The organism is Paenacidovorax caeni (assembly GCF_001298675.1).
GTDB classification, from domain to species: domain Bacteria; phylum Pseudomonadota; class Gammaproteobacteria; order Burkholderiales; family Burkholderiaceae_C; genus Paenacidovorax; species Paenacidovorax caeni.
This window is the reverse complement of record NZ_CYIG01000015.1, coordinates 19624-35006: the sequence shown is the minus strand read 5'-3', so window position 1 is coordinate 35006 and position 15383 is coordinate 19624. Positions and strand designations below refer to the sequence as shown.

Annotated in this window: 13 protein-coding genes; 8 read left to right on the top strand and 5 right to left on the bottom strand. The window is 65.1% G+C overall.

Annotated elements, in window-relative coordinates; translation table 11 throughout:
* Complete coding sequence (gene sdhC / locus BN2503_RS08500; protein WP_054256221.1) at positions 1 to 435, bottom strand: succinate dehydrogenase, cytochrome b556 subunit; 435 nt, start codon at positions 433 to 435, stop codon at positions 1 to 3.
* Positions 436 to 599: 164 nt separating this feature from the next.
* On the bottom strand, positions 600 to 1388 hold the full coding sequence (locus BN2503_RS08495) for a GntR family transcriptional regulator (RefSeq protein WP_054256263.1): 789 nt from the start codon (positions 1386 to 1388) through the stop codon (positions 600 to 602).
* Between the two features lie 207 nt (positions 1389 to 1595).
* Between BN2503_RS08495 and BN2503_RS08490 the strand changes: the two genes are divergently transcribed.
* From BN2503_RS08490 to acnB, 4 genes are all read left to right on the top strand, one after another.
* Complete coding sequence (locus tag BN2503_RS08490) at positions 1596 to 2582, top strand: malate dehydrogenase (RefSeq protein ID WP_054256220.1); 987 nt, start codon at positions 1596 to 1598, stop codon at positions 2580 to 2582.
* Positions 2583 to 2799: 217 nt separating this feature from the next.
* Positions 2800 to 3813, top strand: coding sequence for an HpcH/HpaI aldolase/citrate lyase family protein (locus BN2503_RS08485; protein ID WP_411914293.1), 1014 nt, complete (start codon positions 2800 to 2802; stop codon positions 3811 to 3813).
* Entirely contained in the window at positions 3810 to 4415 is a 606-nt protein-coding gene (locus tag BN2503_RS08480; protein WP_054256218.1) for a hypothetical protein, read from the top strand. The genes BN2503_RS08485 and BN2503_RS08480 overlap by 4 nt, the downstream gene beginning before the upstream one ends.
* Positions 4416 to 4507: 92 nt before the next feature.
* A complete protein-coding gene (acnB, locus tag BN2503_RS08475; RefSeq protein ID WP_054256217.1) occupies positions 4508 to 7093 on the top strand; it encodes a bifunctional aconitate hydratase 2/2-methylisocitrate dehydratase in 2586 nt (861 codons plus the stop codon).
* Positions 7094 to 7646: 553 nt separating this feature from the next.
* On the opposite strand, the gene BN2503_RS08470 is transcribed toward acnB, so the two are convergent.
* From BN2503_RS08470 to BN2503_RS08460, 3 genes are all read right to left on the bottom strand, one after another.
* The gene (locus BN2503_RS08470; protein ID WP_054256216.1) at positions 7647 to 9212 is read right to left on the bottom strand and encodes an alkaline phosphatase D family protein; all 1566 of its coding nucleotides are present in this window, start codon (positions 9210 to 9212) and stop codon (positions 7647 to 7649) included.
* Positions 9209 to 10735, bottom strand: a complete 1527-nt coding sequence (locus tag BN2503_RS08465; RefSeq protein WP_054256215.1) for a GGDEF domain-containing protein — start codon at positions 10733 to 10735, stop codon at positions 9209 to 9211. The genes BN2503_RS08470 and BN2503_RS08465 overlap by 4 nt, the downstream gene beginning before the upstream one ends.
* Positions 10736 to 10823: 88 nt before the next feature.
* Positions 10824 to 11801 carry an NADPH:quinone oxidoreductase family protein gene (locus tag BN2503_RS08460; RefSeq protein ID WP_054256214.1) on the bottom strand — a complete coding sequence of 326 codons (978 nt, stop codon included), beginning with the start codon at positions 11799 to 11801 and terminating at the stop codon, positions 10824 to 10826.
* A gap of 120 nt (positions 11802 to 11921) precedes the next feature.
* Here BN2503_RS08460 and surE point away from each other — a divergent pair, with 120 nt between their 5' ends.
* The 4 genes from surE to BN2503_RS08440 are packed head-to-tail and all read left to right on the top strand — an operon-like array spanning position 11922 to position 15381.
* On the top strand, positions 11922 to 12707 hold the full coding sequence (gene surE, locus BN2503_RS08455) for a 5'/3'-nucleotidase SurE (RefSeq protein ID WP_054256213.1): 786 nt from the start codon (positions 11922 to 11924) through the stop codon (positions 12705 to 12707).
* Positions 12707 to 13477, top strand: a complete 771-nt coding sequence (locus BN2503_RS08450; protein WP_054256212.1) for a protein-L-isoaspartate(D-aspartate) O-methyltransferase — start codon at positions 12707 to 12709, stop codon at positions 13475 to 13477. Before surE ends, BN2503_RS08450 begins: the two co-directional genes overlap by 1 nt.
* 12 nt (positions 13478 to 13489) lie before the next feature.
* The gene (locus tag BN2503_RS08445) at positions 13490 to 14359 is read left to right on the top strand and encodes a peptidoglycan DD-metalloendopeptidase family protein (RefSeq protein ID WP_054256211.1); all 870 of its coding nucleotides are present in this window, start codon (positions 13490 to 13492) and stop codon (positions 14357 to 14359) included.
* Between the two features lie 11 nt (positions 14360 to 14370).
* Positions 14371 to 15381, top strand: a complete 1011-nt coding sequence (locus tag BN2503_RS08440; RefSeq protein WP_054256210.1) for an RluA family pseudouridine synthase — start codon at positions 14371 to 14373, stop codon at positions 15379 to 15381.
* Positions 15382 to 15383 lie beyond the last annotated feature (2 nt).

The window sequence follows — 15383 nt, the reverse complement described above, 5'->3', positions numbered from 1 at the left end:
TCAGTACAGGCCGAACAGCTTGGCGCCCAGTACGAGCGTCAGGCCCAGGCTCAGCACCAGCGTCACAGCGGCCGATGTGCGGCCAAATTCCTTGCTGACGATGTGGTGGTCGATGTCCATCCACAGGTGGCGCAGACCAGCGATCAGGTGGTGCAGGTAGGCCCAGATCAGGGCCAGCGCCACCAGCTTGACGAACCAGCCGGGCACGAAGCCCAGGCCCGCCGTGAAGGCGGCGCTGAACTGGGCGAACGAGATCTCGGACGAAAGCGAGGTGTCGAACATCCACAGCACGAACGGCAGCAGCAGGAACATGATCATGCCGCTGATCCGGTGCAGGATGGAGACCACCGCTGCGATCGGCATGCGGTAGGTGCGCACGTCTTTGAAGATGTTGATGTTGCGGTACTCAGGCCGCTTCTTGGCAAGCTCGGTCATGGCAAGTGCTTTCTCGTGGATGTAACTGCGTTGTAATCGCCGGGAGGCGAACAGCCCAAAATTCTATTGCAACGCAATAAACGGGGGCTTACAAAGAGGGATGTTTTTGCGATGAGTGCGGGATATGCCTTGTGGTGCGCGCCATTCGGGAGCTCGGCAGGGGCTCAGTTGAGCGCGTTGCGGTAGTGGTGCGTGTCGGTGCGGTACAGGCCACGGCGTAACTCCATGGGAACATCGTTGTAGGTGTAGGCGATGCGCTCCACGCTCAGCAGCGGCGTAGCGCAGTCCACGCCGAGCAGGCGGGCCTGGGCGGTGTCGGGTAGCACGGCGCGCAGCTTTTCTTCGGCGCGCACCATGCGCACACCGAAGTCGATTTCGAACATGGCGTAGGTCGGGCCGGGGTAGCTGGCCATTTGCTGCGCCGTCAGCCCCTTGAAGGCCTGGCCGGGCAGCCAGATGTCTTCCAAAATCGTAGGGGTGCCTGCGAAGGCGAGCACACGCCGCGCCTGCAGCACGGCGTCGCCCGTGCGCAGCTGCAGGGCGCGTGCGACGTCGGCGCTGGCGCGCACGCGCTTGCAGTCGATGATGCTGCGCTGCGCCGGACCTTCTTCGCTGGCGTCGCCGGTATCGGGCAGCAGGCGCAAGAATCGGTACTGCACATGCTGTTCGGCATGTGTTGCGACGAAGGTGCCCTTGCCCTGGCGGCGCACCACCAGGTTGTCGGCGGCCAGCTCGTCGATGGCCTTGCGCACCGTGCCCTGGCTCACGCGAAAGCGCGCAGCCAGCTCCATCTCGCTGGGGATGGCCTCGCCCGGCTTCCATTCACCGGCCTGCAGGCTCTGCAGGATCAGGCCCTTGATCTGCTGGTACAGCGGGCTGAAGGCGGGGGTGCCCTGGCCGCTACCGCTGATGGCAGCGGGGGCTTCGGGGGCGGCGGGCGTGGTGTTGGACATGGGGCGGTGCAATGGCGGCGCGCTATGCTGCGCCGCATCCGTCTGGTTGTCCAATCATATCTTATATAAGACATAAGACAAATTGACGCAGGCCTCGAATCGGCGCTACACTTGCGAGCTGTTCTGCGGGGCGCGGGCTGCTGGTGACAGACGCTGGTGCGACCTTGCACCACACCGTTTTTTTCCATCCTTGATTGGAGTCTCACCATGAGCAAGAAGCCCGTTCGCGTCGCCGTTACCGGCGCCGCTGGCCAAATCGGCTACGCCCTGTTGTTCCGCATCGCCTCCGGCGAAATGCTGGGCAAGGATCAGCCCGTCATCCTGCAACTGCTGGAAATCCCCGACGAGAAGGCCCAGAACGCGCTCAAGGGCGTGATCATGGAGCTGGAAGACTGCGCCTTCCCCCTGCTGGCTGGCATCGAAGCCCACAGCAACCCCGAAGAAGCCTTCAAGGACACCGACTACGCCCTGCTGGTGGGTGCCCGTCCGCGTGGCCCCGGCATGGAGCGTGCCGACCTGCTGGCCGCCAACGCCGCCATCTTCACCGTGCAAGGCAAGGCCCTGAACAAGGTTGCCAGCCGCAACGTGAAGGTGCTGGTGGTGGGCAACCCTGCCAACACCAACGCTTACATCGCCATGAAGTCGGCCCCTGATCTGCCGGCCAAGAACTTCACCGCCATGCTGCGCCTGGACCACAACCGCGCTGCTTCGCAAATCGCTGCCAAGACCGGCTGCGCCGTGGGTGACATCCGCAAGCTGACCGTGTGGGGCAACCACTCGCCCACCATGTACGCCGACTACCGCTTTGCCACCGTCAATGGCAAGTCGGTCAAGGAAACCATCAACGACCAGGTCTGGAACGCAGAAGTGTTCCTGCCTACCGTGGGCAAGCGCGGCGCCGCCATCATTGCCGCACGCGGCCTGTCGTCGGCTGCCTCGGCTGCCAACGCTGCCATCGACCACATGCGCGACTGGGCCCTGGGCTCCAAGGGCGAGTGGGTCACCATGGGCGTGCCTTCCAATGGCGAATACGGCATTCCGAAGGGCATCGTGTTTGGCTTCCCCGTCACCACCGAAAACGGCGAATACAAGATTGTCGAAGGTCTGGAAATTGATGCGTTCTCGCAAGAGTGCATCAACAAGACCCTGGCTGAGCTGCAAGGCGAAGCCGACGGCGTCAAGCATCTGCTGTAAAAAGCATAGCTGCTAGCGCTTGCTGGTAAAGGGTTTGAGGTGGTTAAAAGCCTTGAATCCTTACCAATCAAGCGCAAGCAGCTCTCTTTTTGATAGAGACATGATGTTGCCGCTGCAGGCTCTGCGTGCACCGCGCAGGTAGCCGGCGGGCAGTGGCAACACCATTTTTCCGTCACACCTCCCCAGCGCAACCCGCCAGGCCTCGATGACTGCCGCCATGCCCCACCCCAGAGAGATCCTGCTCGGCGCCCAGGCCATGGCCTGCTCCTTGCCAGTGTGCGACCACTACAGCGGCGTCGAAGTGCGCATGCGCAAGAGCCTGCAGCTGCAAGCCGAGCTGACGGCGGAATTCGGCCACTGCATGTTCGACGTCACGCTTGACTGCGAGGACGGTGCCCCTGTCGGCCAGGAGCGCGCGCATGCCGCGCTCGTCGTGCAGCTGGCGCAGCAAGCAGCCCCCGGGGCCCGCGTGGCAGCGCGCGTGCACGCCGTCGACCATCCGGCGTTTGCGGACGACATGGCCGTCATTGCGGGCGAGGCCGGCCAGCACCTGTGCCACATCATGGTGCCCAAGGTCGAGTCGGTGGACGACGTGCTGCACGCCGAGCAGGCCCTGCTGCGCGCCGGTGCGGCCCACTTGCCCTTGCATGTGCTGATCGAGTCGCCTGCCGCCGTGCAGCAGGCCTTCGCCATTGCCGCCCATCCGCGCGTGCAGAGCATCAGCTTCGGATTGATGGACTTTGTTTCCGCCCACGGTGGCGCCATCCCCGCGTCGGCCATGGGCGTGGCGGGGCAGTTCAGCCATCCGTTGGTCGTGCGCGCCAAGCTGGAGATCGCCGCCGCCTGCCATGCGCACGGCAAGGTGCCATCGCACTGCGTGGTGACCGAGTTCACCGATGCCTCCGCCATGCATGCCGCCGCCAGCCGCGCCGCCAGCGAGCTCGGCTACACGCGCATGTGGAGCATTCACCCCGCACAGATTCGCCCCATTCTTGCCGCCTTCGCGCCCGCACAGGGCGAGGTCGAGCAGGCCGCGCGCATCCTCAGCGCTGCCGCAGCCGCCGACTGGGCGCCCATCAGCAGCGCTGGGGTGCTGCATGACCGCGCCAGTTACCGTTATTACTGGCAATTGCTGGAGCGGGCCCATCAGACCGGCCGCGCGCTGCCCGAGGCCGTGCAGCGCTGGTTCTATGATGGATCCCCTTCTTCTTTCTCGTCGGAATCGCCATGAAATCGTTCCTCGTCTCCGCATTGCTGCTGGCCCCCGCCTTGGTCCTGGCCCAGGCTGCGCCCGCCAAGTCTGCCAAGCCTGCCGCCAAGGCACAGTCCAGCAAGACCAGCGCCAAGGCCGCGCCCAAGAAGGTTGTGGTGGCCAAGGCAGCTGCGCGCTCCAACCGCGCCGCAGCCACTGCTGGCACGGCGGCTGCGGCGGCTGCGGCGGCCGCCGCCGTGGCTTCGGCCTCCACCAGCGCTGAGCTTGGCCCGGAAGAGCTGGCCGTGGCCGAGCGCGTGCACACCGGCCACATTGCCTGTGAACTGGGTGCGTCGGTCAACGTCACGCCCGACCCCAAGGCGCCAGGGCGTTTCCACATCAGCGGCAAGGGCTTTGCGTACCACATGACCCCGGTGGTCAGCAGCACGGGCGCGGTGCGCCTGGAAGACACGCAACGCGGCGCTGTATGGCTGCAGATTGCCAACAAGTCCATGCTCATGAACCAAAAGCTCGGCCAGCGCCTGGCCGACGAATGCATGAGTCCGGCCCAGGTGCAGGTGGCCGAGGCGCTGAAGACCAACCCGCAGCCCAGCCTGTTGGACAAGCCCGCCGACAAATGACCGCGCCGGCCACGTCCCCGCACGGCACGTGATGCCCGACCGATTCCCAATAGCTAGCCCCACTTTTTGAAAACGACTGGAGAGAGTCAAACATGTTGAAAGCCTACCGCGACCACGTCGCCGAGCGCGCCGCCCTGGGCATCCCGCCGCTGCCCCTTGATGCAAGCCAAGTGGCCGAGCTGATCGAGCTGATCAAGAACCCGCCCGCAGGCGAGGCCGAATTCCTGCTCGATCTGCTCACGCACCGCGTGCCCCCGGGCGTGGACGACGCTGCCAAGGTCAAGGCTTCTTTCCTCGCTGCCGTGGCGCATGGCGACATCCAGGTGGGCCTGATCTCCAAGGCCAAGGCCACCGAGCTGCTGGGCACCATGGTGGGTGGCTACAACGTGCATCCCCTGATCGAGCTGCTCGACGACGCTGAAGTCGCTGGCGTGGCTGCTGAAGCGCTGAAGAAGACGCTGTTGATGTTCGACTTCTTCAACGACGTCGCCACCAAGGCCAAGGCCGGCAACGCCAAGGCCCAGGAAGTGATGAAGAGCTGGGCTGACGCCGAGTGGTTCACCAGCCGCCCCGAGGTCGAGAAGAAGATTACCGTCACCGTGTTCAAGGTGCCTGGCGAAACCAACACCGACGACCTGTCGCCCGCACCCGATGCCTGGAGCCGCCCCGACATTCCGCTGCACTACCTGGCCATGCTCAAGAACACGCGTCCTGACGCGGCGTTCAAGCCCGAGGAAGACGGCAAGCGCGGCCCGATGCAGTTCATCGAAGACCTGAAGAAGAAGGGCCACTTGGTTGCCTACGTCGGTGACGTGGTGGGCACCGGTTCTTCGCGCAAGTCCGCGACCAACTCGGTGATCTGGGCCACCGGCCAGGACATTCCCTTCGTGCCGAACAAGCGTTTCGGTGGCGTGACGCTGGGTGGCAAGATCGCCCCCATCTTCTTCAACACGCAAGAAGATTCCGGCTCGCTGCCCATCGAAGTCGATGTGTCCAAGCTCGAAATGGGCGACGTGATCGACGTGCTGCCCTACGATGGCAAGATCGTCAAGAATGGCGAAACCGTGGCTGAGTTCGCGCTCAAGAGCGACGTGCTGCTGGACGAAGTGCGCGCCGGTGGCCGTATCAACCTGATCATTGGCCGCTCGCTCACCGCCAAGGCGCGTGAGGCCCTGGGCCTGCCCGCATCGACCGTGTTCCGCCTGCCCAAGGCCCCGGCTGAATCCAAGGCCGGCTTCACGCTGGCGCAGAAGATGGTCGGTCGTGCCTGCGGCCTGCCCGAAGGCCAGGGTATCCGTCCCGGCACGTATTGCGAGCCGAAGATGACCACCGTGGGTTCGCAGGACACCACCGGCCCGATGACGCGCGATGAGCTGAAGGACCTGGCCTGTCTGGGCTTCTCGGCCGACATGGTGATGCAGTCGTTCTGCCACACCGCCGCCTATCCCAAGCCCGTGGATGTGAAAACCCACCGCGAACTGCCCCAGTTCATCAGCAACCGCGGCGGCGTGGCCCTGCGCCCCGGCGACGGCGTGATCCACAGCTGGCTCAACCGCCTGCTGCTGCCCGACACCGTGGGCACGGGCGGTGACTCGCACACCCGCTTCCCCATCGGCATTTCCTTCCCCGCAGGTTCCGGCCTGGTGGCCTTCGGTGCCGCTACCGGCGTCATGCCCCTGGACATGCCCGAATCGGTGCTGGTGCGCTTCAAGGGCGAAATGCAGCCCGGCGTGACGCTGCGCGATTTGGTCCATGCTATTCCGCTGTACGCCATCAAGGCCGGTCTGCTCACCGTGGCCAAGGCGGGCAAGAAGAACATCTTCTCGGGCAAGATTCTTGAAATTGAAGGTCTGCCAGACCTGAAGGTGGAGCAGGCGTTTGAGTTGTCTGACGCTTCCGCCGAGCGCTCGGCCGCTGGTTGCACGATCAAGCTCAACCCCGAGCCGATCGCTGAGTACCTGCGCTCCAACGTCGTGCTCATGAAGAACATGATCGCCGACGGCTACCAAGACGCGAAGACGCTGCAGCGCCGCATCGAGAAGGTCGAAGCCTGGCTGGCCAACCCGAACCTGCTCGAAGCCGACAAGGACGCCGAGTACGCCGCCGTCATCGAGATCGATCTGGCCGACATCAAAGAGCCCATCGTCTGCTGCCCGAACGACCCGGACGACGCCAAGTTCCTGTCCGAAGTGGCCGGCACCAAGATCGACGAAGCCTTCATCGGTTCGTGCATGACCAACATTGGCCACTTCCGCGCTGCAGCCAAGCTGCTGGGCGGCCAGCGCGACATTCCCGTCAAGCTGTGGGTGGCACCGCCCACCAAGATGGACCAGAGCGAGCTGATCAAGGAAGGCCACTACGCCGCCTTCGGCACCGCCGGTGCGCGTACCGAGATGCCCGGCTGCTCGCTGTGCATGGGCAACCAGGCCCAAGTGCGTGAAGGTGCGACGGTGATTTCCACCTCCACCCGCAACTTCCCCAACCGCCTGGGCAAGAACACCAATGTGTTCCTGGGCTCGGCGGAACTGGCTGCCATTGCCTCGCGTCTGGGCAAGCTGCCTACCAAGGAGGAATACCTCCAGGAGATGGGCGTGATCGATGCCGACAAGGCCAGCGTGTACCGCTACATGAACTTCAACGAGATCGCTGAGTACGCCGAAGTGGCCGCCAAGGTCTGACCGTCCTTCGCGGGTCACCAGAATGCCGGCCAGTGCGCAAGCGCTGGCCGGCATTTTTTATAGCGGCTGGCGCTTGATTGGAGCGGGTTCAATGCGGATTTTCTTGTTGAATCCAGCTTCTGCTCGCGAGCTTCAGTATTTAGCATGCAGCGGGTGCTGTGGGCCAGACTTCGGCTTGCAGCGGGTTATGTAGCGCGGTGGAGCGGCCCCTTCCCCTGGCGGTCGCTGCTATGAGTTCGCACGGATGTAGCCCATGAGGCTTGCTCGGGTAGATCAGGCTCAGCACGGGTGCTGTTTTGCGGCCCGTGCGCATGCTGCTAGCGAACAGCCGGTTTTGCCACCGTGATGGCATGAGGCTACGCTGGCGGCAGTGGAGATCATGCGGGCCGCCAGATGTCCTTGGTTTTTCAAGAAATGCGGCAACCGTTTTTTCCGCATCTTCCGTGTCGTGATGGTTTTGGGGCGGCGCGCTCGCAGTGTCCGCGCGTATTGAGGAAAATGGTCTGAAACCAATGCTGGTAGAGCGCTGACAGCTATTGAAAGAGGAGCGAGTTCAGGCGCGCTGCGGTCCGGGATGGCCATCCTCGACCACGAAGCGCGCCAGGCTGCTGGCACCGCTGTCAATGCGCAGTGGGTCGTCCAGTACGCGTAGCGTGGTGGTCCAGCGTGTGGGTGTTACGTCGGCCAGGCCATAGCCACGCAGGTCGCAGCGCGCAAGCAGCACGTGGGGGTTGTGCCGGGCGATGGCGTCCACCTTGGCCTGCGTGGCGCCAGAGCGTGAGGTGATGGAGGTGCCGCAGAATTCGCTCGCGAGCACCGCAGCGTGCGCACGGTCTGGCTCGGCAAGCACGTTGCATACGTAGTTCTGGTGGATGTCGCCGCCCAGGAACACGGTGTTGCGCTGTGGGTGGCGCTGCAGCGACTGCAGCAGGCGCTCGCGTGCGGCGGGGTACCCGTCCCAGCTGTCGGTGCTGCGCACGCCCGAGGGGTAGTGGCGCGGCGAGAACAAGGTCTGCTGTGCGATCACGCTCCAATGGGGGGCATTCTCAGACGGGTTTTCGGCCAGGCGCGCATCGAGCCATTGCTCCTGTGCGGCGCCTAGCAGCGTGCGCTGTGGGGCACTCCAGGTTGCGCAATCCGCCGGGCGCACACCACCTGCGCCACTGGTACCTTCCTTGCGGCAGGCTTGCCAGTCGCGGAACTGGCGCGTGTCGAGCAGGTGGATATGCGCCAGGCGTCCCCAGGATAGGCTGCGATATACCTGCAGCGCATCGACCCCGCGCGCCAGGCTGGCCGCACGCAGGGGCATGTTCTCGTAAAAAGCCTGCCAGCCTGCCTGGCGCATGGTTGGGAAAGCTGGCGTATCCCCGCCGCCGTCGCCGTCGCGCCCGCGTACGCCGGCGTAGTCGTTTTGCACTTCGTGGTCGTCCCAGGTCACGCTCCATGGGCAGGCGGCGTGCGCTGCCTGCAACAGCGGGTCGCTTTTGTGCAGGGCGTAGCGGTCGCGGTAGTCCGCCAGGGTGGATGCGGCGCGCAGTGCGTGCACGCGGGCCAGGCCCGTGGCGTCCCGCGGGCTGGCGTATTCGTAGATGTAGTCGCCCAGAAAAAGCACCAAATCGGGTGCGTCATCCACTGCATGGCGCCAAGCGGCGTAGTGGCCGTGCTCCCAGCGCTGGCACGAGGCGAAGACCATGCGCAGCCGTGCGGGCAGATCCTGCGGCGCTGGTGCTGTGCGGGTGCGGCCGGTGGCACTCACGGCGTCGCCGCACTGAAAGCGGTAGTGGTACCAGCGGCTGGGTGCCAGGCCCTGCAGTTCCACATGCACACTGTGCCCCCATTCTGGCAGCGCCGGGGCCTGGCCGCGCTGCACGATGCGGCGAAAGCCTGCGTCGTCCGCCAGTTCCCAGTGCACCGTGAGCGGCGCCAGGGGCGCGCCGTGGGCTGCCGGCACGAGGCGGGTCCAGAGGACCACGCCACTGGGCGTGGGGTCGCCGCTGGCAACACCCAGTGCGAACGGGTCGTGGCGCAGGCGTTCCTGGCTCCACGCCCAGCGCGGCACCTGGGTGGCCAGCGCTGCCAGGGCGGCGCGCTGCAAGAGGGCGCGCCGCAAGAGGCTCATGCCGCGACGACGCGGTTCTTACCAGCACGCTTTGCCAGGTACATGCCCTGGTCGGCGCGGCGCAGTGCTTCGGTGCTGGTCTCCTCCGTTCCGAGTTGGGCGACGCCGGCGCTGAAGGTGATGAGGATTTTCTCGTTGTTTTGCAGGAAAAACCGGGTCGTCAGTTCGCGTTGCAGCCGCGTCATGGCTTCTATCCCCTGGGCCTGGGTGGTTTCCGGCAGCACAACCACGAACTCCTCGCCGCCGTAGCGCGCCAGCATGTCCTGCGGCCGCATGGCCGAGCGTGCGACATTGGCCAGGTGCACGAGCGCCGCGTCGCCTGTGTCGTGCCCCAGACGGTCATTGATGGACTTGAAGTTGTCCACGTCCAGCAGGGCTACGCACAGAGGCGCACCGTTGCGCCGCGAGCGTGCGATCTCTCGCTCCATGACTTCGTCCAGGCCTTTGCGGTTGAGGGTGCCGGTCAGTGGGTCGTGGCGTGCCAGGGCGCTGGCGCGGTCGAGTTCGTCCTGTAGCTTGGCGATCTCGGCGTGTTTTTCCTCGGTGCGCTGGCGTAGCGCCTCCAATTCGTCGTGGGCCACCCGGCTGTCCAGCGCCATGGCGCGCGTGGCGCTCATGACCTCCTGCAGCACGGGCGTGATGTCTTCCAGGCGCGAGGCGCGGCCAATCAGTTCGGCGCAGCGCTCCATGGTGCCGTGGTAGCGGTCACTGGAGGAGCTGATCTTGGCCAGCCGCTCGATGAAGGTGGCGAGCAGCTCCTTCATCTGCTCCTGTGCTTCGGCGCTGCGTGCGCGTGCCTCGGTTTGCTTGTAGATGACGTCCTTGAGGCGGCGCTGTACGTCGTCGAGGCGGCGCAGTGTCAGCGGAGGGGTGGCAGCTGCCATCAGCGCTTCGGCTTGGCCACGCAGCCAGTCATCGTTGGGGCTGAGGGCCGAGATGTTCTCAAACACGAGGCGCAGCAGCGCCAGCAGGCCCAGGCGTATGGCGCCTTGCTCTTCGGTGGCGAACGACAGGCGGTAGGTGAAGTTGTTCAGCAGCAGCACCAGTGTGGACGAGGGCGCTGCGCCTTCGCGCAGCATGTCGACGAGTTGCACCGCCATGTCGTGCACGCGGGCATCGTCTTCACTGAGCGTGTTGAGAATGTTGTCCATCAAACGCGCGAGCTGCTCGGCAAGGTCCTCGGGCAGCACGGCGAGCGGCTCTGCGGCGGGTTCCTTCAGCGCAGGGCCTGTGGCGTGCAGTCCCAGGTTGGCGTAGCCTACCATGACGCTTTGCAGTGCCTGCCAGTCCTTGCGGTTGATTGCTGCGCCTAACTGCTCTAGCAGGCGGATCTGCGCTGGCGTCTGGCCTGGCAGCACGCGCAGGATGGCTCGCAGCGGTGCTTCGGGGAAGGGCACGTGCACTGGCCCGCCTTCGATTTCTGCATAGATGGCTTGGTAGTTTTCGGGGGTGGGGGGCAGCCTGCGCAGGGCCAGTTGCCGGAGTGTTTCGCGCGCGATGTCGGATATGTTTCGGTCTGCCATGTGCAAATTTACGCCAGGACGACCGGAGTTTGACAGAGGCGCCCGGCATTGACCAGATGCCGGGCTTTGGCGGGGCGCTTGCCAGTCTTCAGGCGTTGACGAGGACGAGCTTGCCCTTCACGGCGCGTGAGCCCATGAGGGCGAAGGCTTCGCGCAGCGCGGACATGGGAAGGGTGCGGTCGAGCACAGGCTTGACTTTGCCTTCGCCGTACCAGCGGGCCAGCTCGGCCATCATGGTGGCGTTGGCCTGGGGCTCGCGCTTGGCAAACTCGCCCCAGAACACGCCCACGATGGAGGCGCCCTTGAGCAGCGGCAGGTTCAGGGGAAGTGCGGGGATGGGGCCCGAGGCAAAGCCCACCACCAGGTAGCGTCCGCGCCAGGCGATGGAGCGCAGCGCGGGTTCAGCGAAATCACCGCCAACCGGGTCGTAGACCACGTCCGGCCCCTTGCCTGCGGTAGCGGCCTTGATGGCGTCGCGCAGGTTTTCGCGGGTGTAGTTGATGGTCGCATCGGCGCCCAGGGCTTGGCACAGTGCACATTTGTCATCGCTGCTTGCGGCGGCGATGACGCGCGCGCCACGCGCCTTGGCGATCTGGATGGCCGCCGTGCCAACGCCGCCGGCTGCACCCAGCACCAGCACGGTCTCACCAGGCTGCAGTTGGCCGCGGTCGATCAGTGCGTGGTGCGACGTGGCGTAGGTCATGATGAAAGCTGCGGCGTCCTCCAGCGCGAACCCGGGCGGCAGAGGCATGCACAGGGCAGCCTGCGCGATCGTGTGCGTGCCGAAGCCGCCGGTGCCGGAGAGGCAGGCGACGTTCTGGCCGGGCTGCAGGTGTTTCACGCCCTCGCCCACGGCACGCACTACGCCTGCGTACTCAGCACCCGGCACGAAGGGCAGGGGCGGCTTGATCTGGTACTGGTTCTGCACGATCAGCAGGTCGGGAAAGTTCAGGCTGGCGGCCTTGATTTCGATGAGTACCTCACCCGCTTTGGGTTCGGGTGTGGGCAGTTCGGTCCAGGCCAAGGCGTCGACGCCGGTCGGGGTGGTGCAAAGCCAAGCGTGCATGGGGAGTCTCCTTTTTTGAGAATGGGGGGCGCGTGAAATCGCGCCGCATGATAAGGAGCGCAAGCCGCCCGGGATTGTCCCTGGCGCGACCCTACAATCAGCGCAATCCGTTTTGCGACCATGAAGATCCTCATTTCCAATGACGACGGCTACCAGGCTCCCGGCATCACGGCGCTTTACGAAGCGCTGCGTACCGTTGCAGATGTCGAGGTAGTGGCGCCTGAGCACAACAACAGCGCCAAATCCAACGCCCTTACGCTGCATTCACCGCTGTATGTGCACCGCGCCGCCAACGGTTTTCGCTACGTGAACGGCACGCCCGCCGACTGCGTGCATATCGCCCTCACGGGGCTGCTGGGCTATCGGCCGGACCTGGTGGTCTCAGGCATCAACAATGGCGCCAACATGGGCGACGACACCATCTATTCCGGCACCGTGGGTGCTGCCATGGAGGGCTATCTGTTCGGCATTCCGTCGATTGCCTTCTCCCAAGTGGACAAGGGCTGGGGGGAGCTGGAGTCCGCAGCACGCAAGGCGCGCGAGATCGTGCAGCAGATGCAGTCGCAGCGGCTCGTGGGGCTGGGCGCGGAAGCGCAGCCCTGGCTGCTCAATGTCAATATTCCGAACATGCCGTACGAAGCGCTGCGGCCTCTGAAGCTGTGCCGCCTGGGGCGCCGCCATGCCGCGGAGCGTGTGATCACGCAAGAGAGTCCGCGTGGCGAAGTGATGTACTGGATTGGCGGGGCGGGTGCCGCCAAAGACGCGGCGGAGGGCACTGATTTCCATGCCACAGCGCAGGGCCACGTAGCCATGACACCGCTGAAGGTCGATCTCACCGACCATGACCATCTGGCCTATTGGGCGCAGACGGCGGCGCGTCTGGTCGCTGGTGCGGCAGGCGCGTGATGCAGTCGCGCCGCCCGGGCTTTCCTGCACGCCTGCCCTCATCGGCACCCGTCGCGGCGCCGCGCCCCGCAGGCCAGTCGTTGGCGCTGCGTCCCCAGGCGCCGGCGCCCCAGGGCGTGGGGTTGGACTCCGCCGCCGTGCGCGCGCGCATGGTGCAGCGGTTGGCGGCCGGTGGCATTACGGCCCCTGCTGTCTTGCAGGCTTTGCGGGATGTGGAGCGCCATCGCTTTGTTGACAGCGCTTTGGTAAACCAGGCGTATGAGGACACCAGCCTCCCTATCGGGCTGGGGCAAACGATCTCCAAGCCCAGTGTGGTGGCGCGTATGTTGCAACTGCTCCTGGGAGCGCCTTGCGCGACCGCTGGTCTGGGGCGTGTGCTGGAGATTGGTACGGGGTGCGGCTACCAAGCAGCCGTCTTGGGACGCGTTGCCCGCGAGGTGTATTCCATTGAGCGGCTGCGCGGTTTGCACGAGCGTGCTCGTGCGAACCTGCGCCCCCTGCGCTTGGCAAACGTGCACCTAATTTTTGGTGACGGCATGGCGGGCTATGGTCCTGGTGCGCCCTATGCCGCCATCATCGCCGCAGCGGGCGGCGAGGCTGTCCCTGGCGCCTGGTATGACCAGTTGGCGGTCGGCGGTCGTCTGGTGGCACCGATGGCGCACGGCGGGGGCCAGCAGGCCTTGCTGGTGGTCGATAAGACGCCGCAGGGCTTCAAGGAGAGCGTGCTCGAGGCTGTGCACTTTGTCCCTTTAAAATCGGGGGTTGCCTGAAAAGGATTGTTTATGTTGGTATCGCGTGGTCTTGTGGGTTGGGGTTCTGTGGTGTTGGCCGGTCTGCTGATGGCCGGTTGCGGGACTTCGCTCAACAGGGCTCCTGTCGAGGACAGAGGAACGGCCGCGGGCGCAGTCCCGTCCGCAACGCCGGGCACCGTGGTCGAGGCTCCGAAGCCGCTGCCCGGGGCTGAGAATGCGGGTAAGCCGGGCTACTACAGCGTCAGGCCAGGGGATACGTTGATCCGTATCGGCTTGGAAAATGGCCAGTCTTGGAAAGACATTGCGCGGTGGAACAACCTGGAGAACCCGAACCTGATCGAGGTGGGTCAGGTCTTGCGCGTGGTTCCACCAGGCTCGGCGGTGGCGGCGGCTCCTGTGGCGCCTGCGGTCGTTGGGGATTCCGGGGTCGTGACACGGCCAGTGTCCTCGTCGAGCGTGGCGCCGAGCACGGCAGCTTCGGCGCCAGCTGCAGTACCGGCACCTGCACCAGCACCAGCCGCAGCGGCGGACGACGGCTTGGGCTTTATCTGGCCGGCCGCTGGCAGTCTGCTCGCTGGCTTCGATGAGGCGCGCAACAAGGGCTACGACATTGGTGGTAAGGCGGGAGATCCCGTGCTGGCCGCTGCGGACGGTCGTGTGGTGTACGCGGGGGCCGGGCTGCGGGGTTACGGGAATCTGATCATCCTTAAGCACAACAACACCTACTTGACCGCCTACGCTCACAACCAGACGTTACTCGTTAAGGAAGACCAGTCGGTGCGCAAGGGGCAGAAAATTGCCGAAATGGGTAGCACCGATGCGGACCGCGTGAAGCTCCACTTTGAGATCCGCCGCCAGGGCAAGCCGGTCGATCCGTCGCGCTACCTGCCGTCCCGCTGAGACGCGCCGACATGGTTGTCGTCCAGCCTGCTGGCTGGCAAGAGCCCGAGGAGGATGAGCAGGCCCTAGAGTCCTCCGAGGTCGAGGTTCGCAGCCTGGTTGTTGGAGTCACCCAGCATGGTGTGCGTCTGGATAAGGCGCTGGCCGAACTGGTGCCGGAACTGTCTCGCAGTTACCTGCAGCAGTTGCTGGGTCTCGGTTTGGTTCGCCTCAATGGCGTGGCATCTCTCAAGCCTGCACACAAGGCCAAGGCGGGTGATGCCCTGGCGGTTGAAATTCGACCCACGCAGCAAAGCCAGGCATTCAAGCCTGAAGCGGTGCCCGTGCCCGTGGTGTTCGAAGATGACCACCTGCTGGTGGTCAACAAGCCTGCTGGGCTGGTGGTCCATCCAGCGCCAGGTAACTGGAGCGGTACGCTGCTCAATGGCCTTATGGGGCGCGATCCGAAAGCCATGCTCTTGCCGCGCGCAGGTATCGTGCACCGGCTGGACAAAGACACCAGTGGCCTGATGGTGGTGGCGCGTGAGCGTGCCACGATGGATGCCCTGGTGCGCTTGATCGCGCAGCGTCAGGTCAGTCGCCAGTACCTTGCGTTGGGGCATCGCGCGTGGCACGGGAGTACCTTGCGCACCGTCGATGCGGCGGTAGGGCGTGATCCGCGCAATCGCCTGCGCATGGCAGTCGTCGACTTGGCGCAGCATGCGGGCAAGCCTGCGCGCACCGATTTCGAGTGTTTGGCCGGGAATGATCTCGGCTGCCTTGTGCGTTGCACGCTGCACACCGGGCGCACGCACCAGATTCGCGTGCATATGGCGTCCATCGGGCACCCCCTGGTGGCGGATGGGCTCTATGGTGGTGGCATTGCCGCTGGCATGGCCCGCCAGGCGCTGCACGCTTATCGCTTGGCCTTCGTCCATCCGGTGACGGGGCAAGCGCTGGAGTTTCATGCCCCCTTGCCCGAGGATATGCAAGAGGCCGTGCTGCAATGGGCCCTGCGCTACAATGGCGCCGCAGCCGCTTGATG

Excerpts from the sequence above, each read along its gene's own strand:
- sdhC (WP_054256221.1), bottom strand. The coding sequence starts at position 435 with ATGACCGAGCTTGCCAAGAAGCGGCCTGAGTACCGCAACATCAACATC.
- BN2503_RS08495 (WP_054256263.1), bottom strand. The coding sequence starts at position 1,388 with ATGTCCAACACCACGCCCGCCGCCCCCGAAGCCCCCGCTGCCATCAGC.
- BN2503_RS08490 (WP_054256220.1), top strand. The coding sequence starts at position 1,596 with ATGAGCAAGAAGCCCGTTCGCGTCGCCGTTACCGGCGCCGCTGGCCAA.
- BN2503_RS08485 (WP_411914293.1), top strand. The coding sequence starts at position 2,800 with ATGCCCCACCCCAGAGAGATCCTGCTCGGCGCCCAGGCCATGGCCTGC.
- BN2503_RS08480 (WP_054256218.1), top strand. The coding sequence starts at position 3,810 with ATGAAATCGTTCCTCGTCTCCGCATTGCTGCTGGCCCCCGCCTTGGTC.
- acnB (WP_054256217.1), top strand. The coding sequence starts at position 4,508 with ATGTTGAAAGCCTACCGCGACCACGTCGCCGAGCGCGCCGCCCTGGGC.
- BN2503_RS08470 (WP_054256216.1), bottom strand. The coding sequence starts at position 9,212 with ATGAGCCTCTTGCGGCGCGCCCTCTTGCAGCGCGCCGCCCTGGCAGCG.
- BN2503_RS08465 (WP_054256215.1), bottom strand. The coding sequence starts at position 10,735 with ATGGCAGACCGAAACATATCCGACATCGCGCGCGAAACACTCCGGCAA.
- BN2503_RS08460 (WP_054256214.1), bottom strand. The coding sequence starts at position 11,801 with ATGCACGCTTGGCTTTGCACCACCCCGACCGGCGTCGACGCCTTGGCC.
- surE (WP_054256213.1), top strand. The coding sequence starts at position 11,922 with ATGAAGATCCTCATTTCCAATGACGACGGCTACCAGGCTCCCGGCATC.
- BN2503_RS08450 (WP_054256212.1), top strand. The coding sequence starts at position 12,707 with ATGCAGTCGCGCCGCCCGGGCTTTCCTGCACGCCTGCCCTCATCGGCA.
- BN2503_RS08445 (WP_054256211.1), top strand. The coding sequence starts at position 13,490 with ATGTTGGTATCGCGTGGTCTTGTGGGTTGGGGTTCTGTGGTGTTGGCC.
- BN2503_RS08440 (WP_054256210.1), top strand. The coding sequence starts at position 14,371 with ATGGTTGTCGTCCAGCCTGCTGGCTGGCAAGAGCCCGAGGAGGATGAG.